General features: G+C 41.3%; 17 protein-coding genes and 1 tRNA gene. 10 read left to right on the top strand and 8 right to left on the bottom strand.

Annotation, left to right across the window (positions count from 1 at the left end; genetic code table 11):
- The first annotated feature begins 638 nt into the window (after positions 1-638).
- From COV43_08285 to COV43_08325, 9 genes are all read left to right on the top strand, one after another.
- On the top strand, positions 639-929 hold the full coding sequence (locus COV43_08285; protein PIR24845.1) for an addiction module antitoxin RelB: 291 nt from the start codon (positions 639-641) through the stop codon (positions 927-929).
- 8 nt (positions 930-937) lie between these two features.
- Positions 938-1240: a putative addiction module antidote protein gene (locus COV43_08290; protein ID PIR24830.1), complete on the top strand. Its 303-nt coding sequence runs from the start codon at positions 938-940 to the stop codon at positions 1238-1240.
- A 348-nt stretch (positions 1241-1588) separates the two neighbouring features.
- On the top strand, positions 1589-3064 hold the full coding sequence (locus COV43_08295) for a hypothetical protein (GenBank protein ID PIR24831.1): 1476 nt from the start codon (positions 1589-1591) through the stop codon (positions 3062-3064).
- A 113-nt stretch (positions 3065-3177) separates the two neighbouring features.
- Complete coding sequence (hemL, locus tag COV43_08300) at positions 3178-4464, top strand: glutamate-1-semialdehyde-2,1-aminomutase (protein PIR24832.1); 1287 nt, start codon at positions 3178-3180, stop codon at positions 4462-4464.
- On the top strand, positions 4457-4693 hold the full coding sequence (locus COV43_08305; protein PIR24833.1) for a hypothetical protein: 237 nt from the start codon (positions 4457-4459) through the stop codon (positions 4691-4693). Before hemL ends, COV43_08305 begins: the two co-directional genes overlap by 8 nt.
- Before the next feature lie 137 nt (positions 4694-4830).
- Positions 4831-5193 carry a hypothetical protein gene (locus tag COV43_08310; GenBank protein PIR24834.1) on the top strand — a complete coding sequence of 121 codons (363 nt, stop codon included), beginning with the start codon at positions 4831-4833 and terminating at the stop codon, positions 5191-5193.
- Between the two features lie 12 nt (positions 5194-5205).
- Positions 5206-5916 (top strand): ATP synthase F0 subunit A, encoded by a 711-nt coding sequence (gene atpB / locus COV43_08315; protein PIR24835.1) that lies wholly within the window; start codon positions 5206-5208, stop codon positions 5914-5916.
- Between the two features lie 134 nt (positions 5917-6050).
- Positions 6051-6371, top strand: a complete 321-nt coding sequence (gene atpE, locus COV43_08320) for an ATP synthase F0 subunit C (GenBank protein PIR24846.1) — start codon at positions 6051-6053, stop codon at positions 6369-6371.
- A gap of 47 nt (positions 6372-6418) precedes the next feature.
- Positions 6419-6495: transfer RNA gene (locus COV43_08325), tRNA-Arg, on the top strand.
- Between the two features lie 71 nt (positions 6496-6566).
- On the opposite strand, the gene COV43_08330 is transcribed toward COV43_08325, so the two are convergent.
- From COV43_08330 to COV43_08350, 5 genes are all read right to left on the bottom strand, one after another.
- Positions 6567-7676: a hypothetical protein gene (locus tag COV43_08330; protein PIR24836.1), complete on the bottom strand. Its 1110-nt coding sequence runs from the start codon at positions 7674-7676 to the stop codon at positions 6567-6569.
- Between the two features lie 3 nt (positions 7677-7679).
- The gene (locus tag COV43_08335) at positions 7680-7895 is read right to left on the bottom strand and encodes a hypothetical protein (GenBank protein PIR24837.1); all 216 of its coding nucleotides are present in this window, start codon (positions 7893-7895) and stop codon (positions 7680-7682) included.
- Positions 7892-9736, bottom strand: coding sequence for a hypothetical protein (locus COV43_08340; protein ID PIR24838.1), 1845 nt, complete (start codon positions 9734-9736; stop codon positions 7892-7894). The genes COV43_08335 and COV43_08340 overlap by 4 nt, the downstream gene beginning before the upstream one ends.
- A gap of 126 nt (positions 9737-9862) precedes the next feature.
- The gene (locus tag COV43_08345) at positions 9863-10078 is read right to left on the bottom strand and encodes a hypothetical protein (protein ID PIR24839.1); all 216 of its coding nucleotides are present in this window, start codon (positions 10076-10078) and stop codon (positions 9863-9865) included.
- A gap of 92 nt (positions 10079-10170) precedes the next feature.
- On the bottom strand, positions 10171-10983 hold the full coding sequence (locus COV43_08350; GenBank protein PIR24840.1) for a hypothetical protein: 813 nt from the start codon (positions 10981-10983) through the stop codon (positions 10171-10173).
- A 49-nt stretch (positions 10984-11032) separates the two neighbouring features.
- Here COV43_08350 and COV43_08355 point away from each other — a divergent pair, with 49 nt between their 5' ends.
- Complete coding sequence (locus COV43_08355) at positions 11033-11650, top strand: resolvase (protein ID PIR24841.1); 618 nt, start codon at positions 11033-11035, stop codon at positions 11648-11650.
- Here COV43_08355 and COV43_08360 read toward each other — a convergent pair whose 3' ends face one another.
- From COV43_08360 to COV43_08370, 3 genes are all read right to left on the bottom strand, one after another.
- Positions 11651-12013 carry a hypothetical protein gene (locus COV43_08360; protein PIR24842.1) on the bottom strand — a complete coding sequence of 121 codons (363 nt, stop codon included), beginning with the start codon at positions 12011-12013 and terminating at the stop codon, positions 11651-11653.
- Between the two features lie 104 nt (positions 12014-12117).
- Positions 12118-12546 carry a hypothetical protein gene (locus tag COV43_08365; GenBank protein PIR24843.1) on the bottom strand — a complete coding sequence of 143 codons (429 nt, stop codon included), beginning with the start codon at positions 12544-12546 and terminating at the stop codon, positions 12118-12120.
- 371 nt (positions 12547-12917) lie between these two features.
- Complete coding sequence (locus tag COV43_08370) at positions 12918-13346, bottom strand: hypothetical protein (protein ID PIR24844.1); 429 nt, start codon at positions 13344-13346, stop codon at positions 12918-12920.
- Positions 13347-13436: the final 90 nt, after the last annotated feature.

The following is a 13436-nucleotide window of genomic DNA, read 5'->3' on the forward strand; positions in this document are numbered from 1 at the left end:
CAGCTCTCATGTTTTTGTTCCATTTTTTGAGGTTGATTTTTGTTGAGCCTCCGAAAAAACACACCGCTCAAGGTCCGCTATCTTGAAAAAATGAGTTTTTCAGGGGGAACTAACTACTATTGCAAAGCAACCTACAAACCTAACAGCTCTTTACGGAATAGGTGTTATTGCGCTGGAAGAAAGTGGTGATTTCAAAACGGCGAAGCTCTGCATCAAGCAACTAGAAAAATATCACAATACATCTTCACAAACTCATTTTCTCAAAGCAAAATTCTATACTGCCAAGCGCAACTGGAAAAAAGCCGAAGCCTCAGCCAAAGAAACTATCAAACGCTTTCCTTATGATGACGAAAAACTTCCGCTCCACAGCGCTTACGTCCTCCTTATGAATGCACTTGAAGCGCAGGGAAAGACAGAAGAAGCCAATCGTGTAAAGTCAGCCATGGAATGGACTCACCAGCATCCCGGCCTTGCACTGAACGAATACGCACAAGAGCTTTTGGTGAAAAAGTAAGAGACATGTAGCATGCGGTTCTAGTCCATTGCCTCTCGTTTTTTGCACCTCAACCCGCATCTTTACTTAATTTTAGACATTTTTTGTCATTGACAATATGTATCCTTTTGGATACAGTTCAAGTGTGATTGAAATTCGTAAGACTGAAACATTTGCACTGTGGTTGGATGGTTTGAAAGATATTCAAGCACGCGCGCGGGTTTTGACACGAATTGAGCGTATGGCAGCAGGCAATCCTGGAGATGTCAAAGCTGTCGCTCAAGGAATATCAGAAATGCGAATTCACTATGGCCCTGGATACCGGATTTATTTTACCAAACGGGGCAATGAAATTGTGATTTTGTTGGCAGGCGGTTCGAAACGGTCGCAAGCAAAAGATATTAAAACCGCTCTAAGTCTTGCGCTCAATTTGTAGGAGGCAATATGAAAAAGAAAAAAACAAAAACAACGCGTTATGATGTGGCAGAGCATCTTCGTACGCCCGAAGAAATGGCGGCCTATCTTGAAGCCTGTCTTGAAGAGAGCGATGTGGATGCAACACTCGTGGCCAAAGCCCTAGGTGACATTGCCAGCGCAAAGGGAATGACTCAGATTGCACACGATACAGGACTGTCACGAGAAAGTCTTTACAAGGCTCTCTCCGGCGAACGCAACCCGACGTTCGATACGATTTTGAAAGTTATACAGGCATTGGGCCTCAAGCTGCATGCTGAAACAGCGAGGTAACGAATACGCATAAGAGCTTTTGGAGAAAAAGTAGCCTCACTTCCACGAAGCCTGAAGCCCAGAAAGCTCGTCCTCAAGTGCCGCTACAACTAAAAGTGTTTTTTTCATAAAGCCATTCTTTCCGTGAAAAGTGCTTAAAAATCATACGAAAAGCGAGAAGTAAACTGATAAAAAATTATGACTTTTTGTCGGTTGGGTTGAAGCAAATTCTTCAAAAACTGCTTATTTTTAGTTTTTAATTGTTGAGTCTTTTATGTAGAGATTCCCTCAAGTTAATAAGCAACTTTTTAAAAATTTGAACGATATCCTAATTAAGCAATTATATTCAACTACCTTGGAGCGCTTGAAATGGAAAATACTTATTTGTCTGGAAGAATAGATGGTACACGAAAACTTCAAAAATATTTAGAGGCAAAAGCATTTTTTGAAAACATAGCTTCTGCTTTTTCAGGAATTTGTAATCCCAATCTTCTTTTATCCGTCCTTGATAAGGAAAAGGAATCTCTTTGTTCCCATGTCAATCATCATCAAAAAAATTGTCGTGAAAACAAAGATAGTTATAGTTGCGGTTGGGCTGAAACTAAAAAGAGCTTCAATAAAATCACTCTTGGAAAATCATTCTGCATAGAATCGACACCAAGTGCATCTGACACACTTAGAAGCAACAATGTAAGTGGTTCACCCATAGAAAAAACTGCACCTCCTCCAGAACGTTATGTTTACGAACATATAACTAATTATAAATTAGGATACCTCTTAGGATTCAAAGAGAGACTTCTCATTTTTGCTGCACAAAAACTTAGAAGCATTCCATTTCTCCAAAAGTTTCCATTCTCCCTCGCGAAAAAGCTACTTAACTCATACCTAAATGGTGAGCAAACGAGTCTAGACTTAAAAGAACAGTCTCACACGGATTCCTGTCTTTTTGATGTAGATTACTTCAGTTGTGGCTGGATAAAAGCAAAAACTTTTTACCAAAAACCAACCCCACTTCCCTCTTCTTTAAAGCGATTGCCCTATCAAGATCAGAAAAGAATAGTGGAAGATATTTTTTGGACTCAAAATGGATTTACTCTTCCCATTGAAAATAGAGCAGAAAATTTACTAAGACTGGCATGGATAAACAATAAAAGTTTTCTTAAATTCAAAGAGTATATATCTACAGAGATCGTACAAGCCAATAAGACAATCTATGGAGATCATTTCCCACCTTCAGCCCTTAGAGCAGAACTCCTTTTTCCTGAACTTAAGGAAAGGAAAGAGAATTTTCCTTCTACAGTTTATTTCGTTGATGAAAATGATCTCTTTCAAAACCCTAGAAATTATTCCTCACAAGAATATCCTCAGCTGCAATGGCCACAAAAAAGCGCTCAACCAGAAATGCGAATTGAATTTGGACAAATAAACTATCAGCAGTGGATAATTGATGAAAACACCAGAAGGCAGCGTGACCTATATCAGCAGCAAAGAGCTGATCAAATATGGCGAGATCAAAATGCACAAGCTCAACGTGATGAAATGGCGAGACAGCAGATCTGGGCAAATCAAAGACAACAAGAACAACGTGCCCAAATGCTACGTGATGAAACGCGACGACAAATGATGGCCGATCAAATACGGCGAGATCAAAATGCACAAGCTCAACGTGATGAAATGGCGAGGCAGCAAAGAGCTGCTCAACAAAGAGCTGATGAAAACAGAAGACAGCAAGCTGAAGCTCAGCGACGAGCTGATAATGCCCGGTTTCAACGTGAACTCCAACGACAAAGTGATGAAATGAGAAGATGGCAGGAGATGAATAACCGTTCTTACTATGGCAGATAATGCCTCACTTAAACTACACGAATACGCACAAGGGCTTTTGGTGAAAAAATAGGCGGCGCCCCACCACCACATTCTGCTCGACTTCATTTCTTCAACTTGCTAGCCACTGCCGCATGAATTTTCTGCATTCGAAACAACACTTTGAAGCGGCTCAACATTTTTTTCCGGGTGGAGTCAATTCGCCGGTTCGCGCGTTTGGCGCTGTGGGTGGTGTTCCGCCGTTTATTGTGAAGGCAAAGGGCGCGCACTTATGGGATGCCGATGGCAACCACTATATAGACTACGTTGGCTCGTGGGGCCCCGCCATTTTGGGGCACGCCGATAGCGATGTGCAAGCGGCCATCATCAACGCCTTGGAAAACGGCACCAGCTTTGGCGCTCCCACCTTGCAAGAAACTGAACTCGCGCAAATAATCTGCAAACTTCTTCCCTCCATCGAAATGCTTCGCTTTGTGAATTCCGGCACCGAAGCCTGCATGAGCGCTATTCGCTTAGCGCGCGGCTACACCAAGCGAAACAAAATCATCAAGTGCGAAGGCTGCTATCACGGCCACGCCGATAGCCTCTTGGTAAAAGCTGGTTCCGGCGCTGCAAGCCACGGCGAGCCTACATCTGCGGGCGTGCCTGCTACACTTGCTACCGACACCATTGTGCTTCCCTACAACAACTTAAACGCCTTCGCCGAAGTGATGATGCAGCACGGAAGCGAAGTTGCCGCTATCATTATTGAACCTGTGGCTGGTAACATGGGTTGTGTTCCGCCCGTTTTAGATTTTTTGGAAGGCCTACGAAAACTTTGCACGCAATATGGAACGCTGCTTATTTTTGATGAAGTGATGACCGGATTTCGCGTTGCCCTTGGTGGAGCTCAAAGTTTATACAACATCACGCCTGACATCACCTGCCTGGGAAAGGTGATTGGCGGCGGACTTCCCGTTGGTGCCTATGGCGGCAAACGCGAAATCATGCGGCACATTGCGCCACTTGGTCCGGTGTATCAAGCTGGAACGCTCTCGGGAAATCCTTTGGCAATGGCGGCTGGCATTGAAACGCTCAAAAAAATAAGTGCTCCCAAATTTTTTGAACAGCTGATCAGCAAAACACAAACGCTCACCGAAAACATCAGCGCTGTGCTCACTTCCGCAAACATCGCACATCAAATGCATCGCGTGGGTTCGATGTGGTCGGTGTTTTTTTCTGCGGATGAAGTGCGCAACTTCACTGATGCCGCGGCTTGCGACCAAGCGCGTTTCAAATCGTTTTTTCATTTTTTACTTGAGCACGGCATTTACATTGCGCCATCAGCTTTTGAATCTGCTTTTATGAGCATCGCTCACAGTGACGAAGATATTGAACAAACGATCAGCGTAATAAAAAAGTGGTGCGAAACGCATGCCTGAAAACAAAAATGACAAAGACTCTATTTATGTGGCCCTTGGCATTTACGGTGCCATCGGGTTTCAGCTGGCCATCAGTGTGGTGGGTGGACTTTTGCTTGGCAACTGGATCGATTCATGGTTAGAGACCGAGCCGTGGTTTTTGCTGCTGGGTTTACTCTTGGGTGCAGGTGCAGGATTTTACAATCTCATCCGGCTGCTGAAGTGGAATGAAAAGCGGAGAGATAAATAGGAATTAGTTTTATTCCTCCCCTTAAATTAAGGGGAGGTTAGGTGGGGTTATTGGTTTTATGCTCAAAGAAAATCAATAACTCCCCCAGCCCCTCTTAATTTAAGAGGGGGGGGAACACTACCGACAACAAAATCATTATGAACATCAAATCAATCGAACGAAATGCTTTCTTTTTGGCGGGCTTACTGGTGACGGTGAGTATTTTATCTTTTAGCAGAAGCTTTGCCCTTGCTGCATTGGGCGGCTCATTTTTAGCTTTAGTGGGTTTTCGGCTCTGGATTTACCTTACCGACATCTTTCTTGGCAATAAAACTCACTCGAAATTCTTTATATTTTTCATAGTTTTATCAAAGATTGTCCTTCTCGGTTTTGGCCTTTGGTGGGGAGTGCGCATTTTTTCGCGAGAACCTCTTGCTTTTTTGCTTGGCTTGTCCTGTATAGTCACCTCCATTTTTTTGGGGGCCATAAAAAGTGGTCTTTTTCCCCTTGGAAAAAAATAAGAAGGAGTAGTTGTGTACGATTTAATTGCTGTGTTGCCAAAATATTTTGGAGCTTCATCCGAATGGATTCACCACTATCATCACGTGCTTACAACGGCGTTTGTTTGCCTTTTGTTGCTCACCTTTTCTCTTATCGCGCACAAAAAATTAAAAAATACTGAAAAGTCTATCGTTCCCGAGAAAAAACTTTCGTTCGCAAATATCTTCGAATTTGCAGTTGAGCAATTGCTTGGCCTTATGCACGGCATCATGGGAAACAGAGCTGATCGCTATTTCCCGCTCATCGCTGCCCTCTTCTTATATCTTTTTGTCAGTAACTTGATGGGAGTTATTCCAGGGCTCACACCTCCAACTGAAAATGTGAACACCAACTTGGCCTGTTCACTCGTTGTCTTTTTATATTACAACTATGTGGGCATTAAAGAACAAGGCGCAAAACATTATTTTCAGCACTTGTTGGGGCCGGTTGCTTGGCTGGCACCTTTGATGTTGATTGTGGAAGTCATCAGCCACGTGGTAAGGCCCATTTCGCTTTGCGTGCGTTTGTTTGGAAATATTACCGGTGACCATTTGGTGCTTGGAATCTTTTCAGATTTAGTTCCACTTGTTGTTCCTGTTATTTTTATGGCGCTGGCCATTTTTGTTTCGTTTATCCAAGCCTTTGTTTTCAGCTTGTTGTCAGTTATTTATATCTCGCTTGCAAGCGAGGAAGAAGCGCATTAAGGGCAGTTTTTAGTTCTCAGTTTATAGTTTGTAGTTAGAATCAATTGTAAAACAAACTCTGAACTGTATTTAACTAGAAACTAAAAACTATTAACTATTAACTGTATTTAATCAGGAGGAGTAGGATGAAAAGAATCGCTATGATGGTTTTGGCAACAATGGCAACTTTCGGAAGCACTTTGGCACACGCTGCTGAAAAAGCTGCTGAAGAAGCAACAAACATGGGCGGAGATTCTTCAGCCCTCGCTATTTCTGCAGGTCTCGCAATTGCGATCGCAGCATTTGGTGGTGCACTTGGACAAGGAAAAGCAGCTGCTACAGCACTTGAAGGCATTGCAAGAAATCCTGAAGCTGCTTCAAAAATCCAAACTCCAATGATTATTGCGCTTGCTCTTATCGAGTCACTCGTTATTTACGCACTCGTTATTGCATTCATGTTGCAAAACAAAATTTAAGTTATTTTTTTCAAGGCAGACAGCAAATCAGCTCTCTACCTTGATTCGCGCCCGTAGCTCAGCGGATTAGAGCATCTGACTACGGATCAGAAGGCCGCAGGTTCGATCCCTGCCGGGCGCGCAATGATTTCAAGGAGTTACGTCACTTTGGCGTAGCTCCTTTTCATTTTGTGCAACTTTTCTGCAACCGAGATTTCAGGATACCTGCTTTTTGAAGTCTACTTCGATAACTTTATTTCGATCTCCGAAGACAACAACATCCGATTTGTCGATGATGTATTCCTTGCTGAAGTGAGAATAATTCATCGTTGTTTGGATGTCTTGATGACCAAGAATTTTTTGGAGATCAAAAACACTGCCTCCGTTCATCATGAAGTTTGCTGCGTAGGTGTGCCGTAAATCATGAAATCTGATATCACTCAGTCCCGCTTCAGCAATATCCTTTTTGTAAATGCGCTGATAGAAACCGCGGTTGTCCCATATGTTTCCGGCTGTATTTTTTACTACAATTCTTGAATCACCACGTTCTCGATATGCCTTTTGAAGAGCTTGCAAGAGAACATGATTCATCCCGATGTAGCGAATACGTCTGCTCTTGGTATGCTCCCGCATTTTACGAGTCTTTGTGCAATACACTCTCTTCACCGTAATATAAGGCTGCCTTCCAAAAAAAACACAGTCCCAATGCAATCCAACGATCTCGCCCCAGCGCATGCCCGTATTGAGAGCTATAACATAGAGCAAATGAATCCCTGGCCTTGTTTGAGCATATTTCTTTTCAGTGTATTCTAGAAAGGTCTCTGCTTCAGCCTGAGACCAATATCGCATTTCAACTTCTTCTTCGGGCAAAAAATGATGCCGCTTAATGGGGCAGACATGAAGATCACCTTTTTTCACACCGTAATTAAGCACACATCTGACAATACTTAAAAAACGATTCACAGTTATGGCTTTGCGTTTTTTTGCCTTGAAAAGTTTGCTGGTGAGAAGCTCAACCGTAACAAAACTGATGTCTTGAATGAGCACATCCCCAAGGAATGGATAAATCTGATCGAGTTTTGAAATGTTGTCTTCGTAGGTTTTCGCAACATTATGAACCTTACAGTGATTTTCAATCCATTCCTCCGCAAGTTCTCTGAAGGTAAGATCAACACGAGCACCGCTAGTAAGAAAAGCTTCTGTTTTCTCACCCCATTTCATAGCATCATGTTTTCGCTTGAACATCTTTGACTTCGTAACGCCATTGCTTTTTACATGTACTCGATAAACCGTCCCATTTTTTTGTTTGAGCGTTTGAATATGCATGGATCATTTCCTTTGGTTGATCCAATGCTCAATTTCCGAAGGTAAAAACCTAACTGCTCTTCCGACTTTTTTGAATGGTATTTGTCTTTTAAACGTCCAGTCACGAATAGTTTTTACAGGAATCTGCAAAGCTTCCGACAACTGCTCCGTTGTTAAAAGACCCTGATTGTCAAAGAGCTTTGCTGATGAGTGTTGGTTATTGCTGAATCGCTTACTCATGGCAACTCCTCAACTTTCTTTTCAATTCTACCTTCAAATAAACTTAACGATTCCTGAACAAGCGCACTATGTTGATCAATGTTGGGACGAGACATTTCCTTTTTATCTTGATAAGTTAGAGAGCCAAAACCATCTCTCGTCCCGTTGTCCCCACTATAGGTGGGACGAGCGGACGAGAGTGAATAGACATAGGGACTTCCACTTGTTCCCCTGCCTTCTTTAACTACTTTTCCATCTTCAATCATGTGCTTCAAAGTTTTACGAACAAACTGCGATCTTCCTTCTACTGCTTCAATAATTTCTTGCTGCTTAACCGGCATGTTTTGATCTTCTAAAAATTGAGTAATCGTTTCTGAAAATCTCTTTATTTCTGCTTCTTCTTTAGAACCAGAAATTTTAGAAAGTCTTGTTTCCGGATCAAATTCAATTACCGATTCAGGAAGATCCTCACCAACTCGTTGAATCGTTTTGATAGTTCTGTATTTATCACTTCTGTTCATGAGAATAATTGTATCAACACTTCCGGCAATGCCGGTTGATCCTAAAATGGAATCAATGCTTTTATCGTCACCTTTTTTGGAGTGATGAAGAAGCATAACATGGCTGTTGAATCCACGAGCTATAGCCAGAATGGGATCAAGCCCTGAGGTTGCTTGAGAGTAATCACTGACATCTTTCATACGAATCAGTCGTGACATAGTATCGATAATGATAAATGAGGGAGACTCTTCTTCTACCATCTTTTTCAATTGGTTTATTGCATCTTCAGGCGTGGGTGCTGCATGTACTTTTATATTCTCATTTCCATCTACACCCATGTCTCTGAAATGATTTTTCACATCAGTTCTTCTTTCTTCAAGGGCAAGATAAACAACAAGACCTGACTTTGATTTTCTGCCAAAAACATTGTCTCCCTTAGCAACTGCTAAAGCGATCTGTCGTGCTATTGTTGACTTTCCTGTCTTTGGCTTTGCGACTAAAAGTGAAACACCGCCAATTGATAATAATCCTTCTACAATCCAGTCTTGCAAGACCTCTGGCTCATTAAGAAGATTTTTTAATGTTGTTAAATTGAAACAGTTCTTCTTCTGCAGATTAGAAAGCGGCGATAATGTAAAGATAGGTGTGTTCACAATGAGTGATCGGAATTCTTCCAAAGTTCCACCTTGAGCTTTCCAATCACTGATATCTTTTCCTTTGTTTAACGTAACAATTTTTATTGATTCAACTTTTTCCCAAAGAGATTGAGCAACTTGTTCAGCATGTTTTTTTCCTGCTTGATCTTGGTCAGGAATAATGACTATTTTCTTACCTCTTAAATTTTGGGAATATTCATCTCTCCACTTTCCTGCTCCACTTGAGCATGTAGTGGCGGGAATGTTCCATCTCCAGAGAGTCTCCGCATCCTTTTCACCTTCAACAACGTATATGATTGGCTCGTTGATAATTTGTGGAAGCTTATATAAGACGCGTCTAATGCCGTTTAGCCCAGATTTCCAAGCACTTCCATCCCAGTGAAACTGCCTGAAGGTTTTAGGTTCATATCGTCTCACTTGAAATAATGGATCACCTTTCTCATCTTCGTATGTATAGCGCTCAACTTCGTTCATTTTTTCACACCATTTATTTTCATTTTCGGGAGCTTCCACTCCAAGTTTTTCTGCAAATTGATAAACATTTCCTTTTTCACCACATCCGTGACAAAACCAAGTGCCATCATTGCAATTACATGAAAAACTGGGATTCCTATCCTCGTGCAAAGGACAGCAGCCAATGGCTTGGCTGCCAGTAGTAATCTTGAATTTTTTAACGTTCTGTTTGAAGAAAGATTCGTATTGCATGTAAAATTCCCTCAATCAAAATCAATACTGATTTCGCGGAACGATGCTTTTCATCAGTCGATGCTGTGCTGCAAACCTCTGCTGAAAAATCTTCATAAATAAAAATGTGAAAGAGTTGTGTTTTCTTCATCGGTTTTTCACCTTAGTCTCTGTAAACAGGTCAGATTCGTTCACCTCCAACACCTCTGCAAGACGTGAACGAAAATTTTTAGGCACCTCATGCCAACCACGAACCCAACGACTGAGAGTTGTGTGGTGGATTCCAATTTCAATTGAGACAGCAATGCTGGAAAACCCTTTGCGAGCTAAAGCGATTTGGTATGAACGTTCATTTAATTTCATTTTTTACCCCTATGTTATGAGCTGAACGTAAACCAACAATGGTGATGGTGCAAAAGCGTTAAAGTTTTTAGTTTTTTCTGTGATTTCTGGAATTATAAGACTTCTGTAAGAGCCGTTATTCTTTCCAGAGCTTTTTTTTGACTTTGCTTGAGGCGAGATGATTCTTCTGTGTATTCATACCTTTTTTTAAAGGTTTTGATATTTTTACGAAGCACTTCTGGATTAGTAGTTAGAGCTTTAAGAAATGGATATTTCTTCGAAAAAAGATCGAGCATTGCTATAACTTTTTTCCAGTTGGTTTTTCCTTTTTGAGTTCCAATTTTATGTTTATAAATACAAGATAATTCCCACGCTATATGCATTTCAGAATCTTGGTGAGGACGGCCTGTTTTTTTATGTGAGTCTCCTCTAGGAAAAGGGTCAAACTTGGCTTTGCTAGCTAAGGACTCAATGGCATAGATTTCATCTGTAGTGAAAAGGTAATTTTCATTCCTAATTTTTTTAAGGAGTTTGTCGAGGTGGTGTTGCTCGAGTATCCGTTTATACTTCCTTGCTTGAGCAAACTGTTCTAGTTGAGAGCAAAGTGCACTTATTTCATCAAGATCAACAAGCCATTCATGATAGTGAGCTTCTTTGATTTCTTTTCTGTTTTCATATGGCTCAAACAATATAGGCCCACGATCTGCTGGGAGTTCGTATTCAATTAATTGTTCTGGTTGCACTTGATAGGCATCACAAAATTTTTCCACCAATGACAAGGTCGCATTATAGCCCGATGGATCAAGCGATTTACGGAGACGGTAAAGGGTCATTCTATCAATACCAGTTTCTATACTGACCTGAGCAATCGTTTTTCCTGATTTCTGAAGTGCCTCAATAAAGAAATTGAACTTGTATCGTAGCATTATTCTTCTCCGTCTTGACAAGCATCATCAATGTTGATTAGTAACATATATGTTACATGTCAAAAACTTTTTTGGAGACGTCACTATGAAAACAGCAATCTACGCAAGAGTTTCAACAAACAACGGACAACAGTCTCCTGAGATGCAGCTTCAGGCTTTGCGCGAGTATTGTGCCGCAAGGAAATTCGATGTTTTTGAGGAGTACGTTGATGAAGGCATTTCCGGCACAAAGAACTCTCGCCCTGCTCTCAATCGGTTGATGGATGATGCAAAGAAGCGTAAATTCGATGCTGTGCTTGTCTGGAAGTTTGATCGTTTCGCACGCTCAACAAAACACCTGATCACAGCCTTAGAAGAGTTCAAAAACCTAGGCATCGACTTCATTTCCTACTCTGAAAATCTCGACACAAGCTCACCTATGGGAAAGGCAATGTTTACAATTGTTGGAGCCATTGCGGAACTTGAGCGTTCATTGATTGTGGAGCGGGTGAAAAGCGGGCTTCAAGCAGCTAAGAAGAGGGGAAAGAAATTGGGAAGGCCAGGCAAAAATATTAATAAGGGAGAATTTAAAAGACTAATTTCTGAAGGAGAATCGGTGCATGCGGCAGCCAAACAATTAGGCATCTCTAATGGTACCGCTTACAGGCTAGCTTATGAAATCAACTGACTATGTATGCTTCAATAGCGAAGGGCACACTTGATGGTTCGGGTCCCACCATAAGAGTTTTAGAATGCCCTTATCCCAAATTCCCCAAACTCGATTTTCCCCTGTCAAACGCAAAGATACTAATTCGTCAATGTCATCTTGATTTAAATCCTTCAGACGTTTCTGAGCCTCAGCGCTAAGTTGATTTCTTGGAATGCTGTGATTTCTTCTTTTATCTCGTACAAGAATTTCATTCCACGTCATACTTTCAAAGTCTCTCAGTTTTTTTCGAATATCATGCAACACATTTTCATCAACACAATGCCACCCATAAGGATCCTGAACTTCGAGCATTGAAATACGCCATGCCGGATTGCTTCTCATATATGATTCCGGGTCCACTTGATGTGAAGGCACTTTAGTTGGGTGTGGTTGGTTCTCCTCCAACCATTTAGGTATTTTTCGACGTCCTTTAACCATTAGAAATCTCAAGTAATAGAAGAATAGTATTCGCTCATTTCAGCGTGGGTTATTACCTTACTACCTCTTGATTCAGGAAGTAATCCTTCGCGAGCATCTCTCCATGGCGACTCGCTATGCGTTAAATCACTTAACCATTGCGAGGTCTTATCTCCATAATATTTCAAAACGGAATCTATTGTCTTTTTTTGTACCACTCCTATTTTTTTGGGGTCACCATGTACCTTATCCACAAGAAACATGCCTCGATGATACTCGTATAATTCGCGCACCACAGGGCCATTTGCCCAAGCTTCAATTTGCTCTTTAAAAAGAGGTGCATCATCCCAAACCAGGGACCATGCTTGACAGTAATAAACTAACTTCTGAAGCTTCATAGCAGTCATTTGTCCTTTTTTTTGAAGGATATAAGCTGCCACGTCGCATACATTAACCATACTCACCCCCTTGTTCAGCCACATCGAATCGGTGATACCAATAGCTCAACAAATTATCTATACCTTTATCTATACTCTACATACCTTATCGGCATTAGCCAACATTCGTTGCTATTTTTATCAAAACTAATGTTTTGGTAAGTTCAATATCCAGAAAATTGCTACTTGAAATCATTACGTTTTTCAACGTTCATTTTGGAGGGTTTTGGTAAAGTGATAAGATGAGACGTGCTGCTGAATTTGTAGAAAAGTCACGACGTCGTGACGATTTAAACTTCTCATATTATGCTGAAGTGTCCCCATTGCCCCAGAATTACAGGAAGTCTTTTTGCAAAAGGCAGAAGATGAAAAGTTGAGTGTGTGAAAAAGCACTATAGATTTGGTCCCTGATTGTACTTAATCTCATAAATCTGTTTCTGTTCTTTCGACCAATCTCCAGCTTCGCCCCACTGGACAAGATTATCGCTTAGAAAATAAAACCAATAATCTTTTAGAGGGTTTTTGTACATACTAGCTGCCATTCCAATAGTGATGTAGGTAAGGACTCCTTTTCCAATCTTCTCTCCTGTCGAATCGGTAGATGGCATGCGGATTTTGTATTCCCAAACTTCAATAACTTGCCCATACTTGTTTTTCACTGCTCCACGAACAGCTGCAGGTTCCCCTAAATCAGAGACAACTTGCTCTTTATTCATGCCAAGCGAAACTTTTCTTAATTTTTTTGATTTCGTTGTCTTTGCACAACCAATCGAAACGACCATGAATACTGCTATTAAAAAACTAAGTACTCTTATTTTCATCAGCTTCTCCAATGTATTGTAGTTCCCCCTGAAAAACCCATTTTTTCAAGATAGCGGACCTTGAGCGGTGTGTTTTTTCGGAGGCTCAAC

The organism is Deltaproteobacteria bacterium CG11_big_fil_rev_8_21_14_0_20_42_23 (genome assembly GCA_002796345.1).
Lineage (GTDB): Bacteria > UBA10199 > UBA10199 > 2-02-FULL-44-16 > 2-02-FULL-44-16 > 1-14-0-20-42-23.

Excerpts from the sequence above, each read along its gene's own strand:
- hemL (PIR24832.1), top strand. The coding sequence starts at position 3,178 with ATGAATTTTCTGCATTCGAAACAACACTTTGAAGCGGCTCAACATTTT.
- COV43_08370 (PIR24844.1), bottom strand. The coding sequence starts at position 13,346 with ATGAAAATAAGAGTACTTAGTTTTTTAATAGCAGTATTCATGGTCGTT.
- COV43_08295 (PIR24831.1), top strand. The coding sequence starts at position 1,589 with ATGGAAAATACTTATTTGTCTGGAAGAATAGATGGTACACGAAAACTT.
- COV43_08330 (PIR24836.1), bottom strand. The coding sequence starts at position 7,676 with ATGCATATTCAAACGCTCAAACAAAAAAATGGGACGGTTTATCGAGTA.
- COV43_08355 (PIR24841.1), top strand. The coding sequence starts at position 11,033 with ATGTTACATGTCAAAAACTTTTTTGGAGACGTCACTATGAAAACAGCA.
- COV43_08365 (PIR24843.1), bottom strand. The coding sequence starts at position 12,546 with ATGGTTAATGTATGCGACGTGGCAGCTTATATCCTTCAAAAAAAAGGA.
- COV43_08345 (PIR24839.1), bottom strand. The coding sequence starts at position 10,078 with ATGAAATTAAATGAACGTTCATACCAAATCGCTTTAGCTCGCAAAGGG.
- COV43_08290 (PIR24830.1), top strand. The coding sequence starts at position 938 with ATGAAAAAGAAAAAAACAAAAACAACGCGTTATGATGTGGCAGAGCAT.
- COV43_08305 (PIR24833.1), top strand. The coding sequence starts at position 4,457 with ATGCCTGAAAACAAAAATGACAAAGACTCTATTTATGTGGCCCTTGGC.
- COV43_08335 (PIR24837.1), bottom strand. The coding sequence starts at position 7,895 with ATGAGTAAGCGATTCAGCAATAACCAACACTCATCAGCAAAGCTCTTT.
- COV43_08360 (PIR24842.1), bottom strand. The coding sequence starts at position 12,013 with ATGAGAAGCAATCCGGCATGGCGTATTTCAATGCTCGAAGTTCAGGAT.
- COV43_08340 (PIR24838.1), bottom strand. The coding sequence starts at position 9,736 with ATGCAATACGAATCTTTCTTCAAACAGAACGTTAAAAAATTCAAGATT.
- COV43_08310 (PIR24834.1), top strand. The coding sequence starts at position 4,831 with ATGAACATCAAATCAATCGAACGAAATGCTTTCTTTTTGGCGGGCTTA.
- COV43_08350 (PIR24840.1), bottom strand. The coding sequence starts at position 10,983 with ATGCTACGATACAAGTTCAATTTCTTTATTGAGGCACTTCAGAAATCA.